Source organism: Acetanaerobacterium sp. MSJ-12, from assembly GCF_018917875.1.
Classification (GTDB): Bacteria; Bacillota; Clostridia; order Oscillospirales; family Ruminococcaceae; genus Bittarella; species Bittarella massiliensis.
In genome coordinates, this window is record NZ_JAHLPK010000017.1 from 1 (window position 1) to 2,475 (window position 2,475).

At 50.5% G+C, this 2,475-nt stretch carries 2 protein-coding genes and 1 pseudogene; all 3 read right to left on the reverse strand.

Going from position 1 to position 2,475, the window contains the following annotated elements; all coding sequences use genetic code 11:
* Positions 1-24 precede the first annotated feature (24 nt).
* Positions 25-1,692, reverse strand: a complete 1,668-nt coding sequence (locus KQI11_RS12990) for a recombinase family protein (RefSeq protein ID WP_216402419.1) — start codon at positions 1,690-1,692, stop codon at positions 25-27.
* A 94-nt stretch (positions 1,693-1,786) separates the two neighbouring features.
* Positions 1,787-2,038: a transposon-encoded TnpW family protein gene (locus KQI11_RS12995; RefSeq protein WP_216402420.1), complete on the reverse strand. Its 252-nt coding sequence runs from the start codon at positions 2,036-2,038 to the stop codon at positions 1,787-1,789.
* Positions 2,035-2,475: pseudogene (locus KQI11_RS13000) on the reverse strand (hypothetical protein); the annotation flags it as partial. The pseudogene KQI11_RS13000 and the gene KQI11_RS12995, both read right to left, overlap by 4 nt.

Genomic DNA, 2,475 nt, shown 5'->3' on the forward strand with positions numbered 1-2,475 from the left:
CTTGAAACGGTGTAGCCTTTGCGGTTACGCCGTTTTTTCTTTGTTACGATCGATGAGGTGCTGCTGGAAGGCTTCTTCCATTTCCTCCGGGGTCAATTCGTGGAGAATGCCCACGCCGCTGTAATAGATGTCCAGAAGCTGCACACGCTTGCCGTCAATCGTTTTCGGTGCATAGACCACGATCTTGTCCACGAACTCGTGAATCAGCTCTGGCGTCAATGTTTTCAGCTCCGTAATCTGCTTAACCTTCTGAATGAAGCGCTGCAAGCTCTCGGTCTTGTCCGTCTCTGTTTCCAAGAACGCCTGCATCTCCGGCACAGCGGCTTTCAGCGTTTTCTGTTCTTCCTCATAGGACAGGGACAGCGTGGCGTAGCGCTCATCGGACAGCTTGCCGCTGGCATTATCTTCATAGATTTTCTGAATCAGAGCGTCAATCTCTGCGATACGCTTCTTCGCCTTGGATAGCTCCCGGCGCTTTGCCGCCAGCTGCTTTTTCTTGTCCTCTGTGTAGCAATCCATCTGTTTGCGGGCAAATTCTTTTTCAAATGCCTGTACATTCAGTAGGATACGCTGCATACTTTCCAGCACGATCTGCTCCACTACCTTTTCACGGATATAGTGGGCAGAGCAAACCTCGGAGTTCTTGCGATAGGAAGAGCAGAAGAAATACGCCTGTTCTCGTTTGTAGTTGTTGGTGACACTGTAATACAGCTTTTCTCCGCAATCGGCGCAGTACAATAACCCAGAAAACGGACTGACAATGCCGCTTTTGGTGGGTCGGCGGCGGTGCTTGCGAAGCTCCTGCACCAAGGCGAACACCTCACGGTCGATGATGGCTGGATGGGTATTCTTGAAAATCTGCCATTCCTCCGGCGGTCTGTCAATTTTCTTCTTGTTCTTGAAGGACTTGGTGGTGCTGCGGAAATTCACCGTATCGCCGCAGTATTCCTGCTTGCCGAGTATATCCGCAACCGTGGCAGAACACCAGTTATACGGAACAGCAGGCAGCTTACTGCAATTTCTGCCGATATTGCTCCAGTGCTCCGTGGGTGTAGGTACTTTTGCCGCTTTCAGGCGTTTGGCGATCTGCGTCGGCCCAAGGCCATCCACGCACCAACCAAAGATTTGGCGCACGGTCTTGGCCGCTTCCTCATCCACAAGCCAGCCATTTTTGCTCTCCGGGGCTTTCAGATACCCGTAGGGCGGATTGGTGGTCAGCGGTGCGCCGGACATTCCTTTGCTCTTGAACACATTGCGCACCTTTTGGCTGGTGTTCTTGGCGTGCCACTCGTTGAATAAGTCCTGCATCGGAACAAGGTCGCTGATTCCCTTGGCGGTGTCGATGTTGTCCATAATGGCAATATAGCGAACACCGAGGCTGTCGAAGCCTTCTTCCAATAGCTGACCGACAATCAAGCGATTACGCCCCAAACGGGAATGATCCTTTACAATCAGGGTGCCGATGCGTCCTTTTTCCGCCAGCTCCATAATTTCCGTGAACGCCGGTCTCGCAAAATTCGTGCCCGACCAGCCGTCGTCAATGAACACACGGGTATTTTTGAAGCCGTTTTCCTGTGCGTATTTTTCTAAAATAGCCTGCTGATTTTTGATTGACCCTGACAGGCCGTCCTGCTCATCGTCACGGGACAGGCGGCAGTACAGGGCTGTGATTTTATCCGGTTGTTTTGTCATAGTTCTCCTTTCCACAGCCGGATATGATTGAATTTGTAGGTGTGCTCATTCTACCATACCCGGCCGTAAACTTCAACGCTTTAATGCAATAGCCTCAAATCTGTTTCCTATTTTTTGTATCGTTCAAAACGATACGCTGCACCTTGTCGGTGATATTTTCTCTTGCGTCCTCTTTGAAAAAGGCTCTTACGGCATATACCGTGCCGTCGATTTCTTTGATGAAATTCAGCGGCTGTACATAGGCACTCCGCCGAAACCAAGCAATGCGCTCCTGCTTCGGCATCGCTGCAAGATGGTCTGTAATACGGTCGATATGCGCATAGATTTCATTATTTCTGTCCTTCATCGTGCGTCACGCTCCCTTCTTTGTGGTTTCTTTTGCTGCTGTGCTTCTTTGGCAAAGATTTCATTGGCAAAGTATAAATCCGTCTTTTCCTGTATTTTGGCGGAACGGGCTTCAATACCCTTATTCAGTTTTAGCTGCTTTCGCAGTGTAGTGATTTGCTCGGTCACACCTGCCTTTTCCTGCCGCAGCGTTTCCTTTTCGGCGGGTGTGGCACGGCGGATCTTGTTTTGCAGCTTGGTACGGCGAGTGATGAGGGCATCCATATCCCGCTGGATTTTCTCCCTGTCTGTGTACAGATCGTCCAGCGTTTCAATGCCGTATTTGCCCATATACCGCACCTGCTCTGACAGCTCGTCCAGCTTTCGCAAATCCTCTTTCAGATATGGACTGGTGGGCTTGTAGTCGGTATGCTTCGGTAAGTACCCCAGCAGATAGCA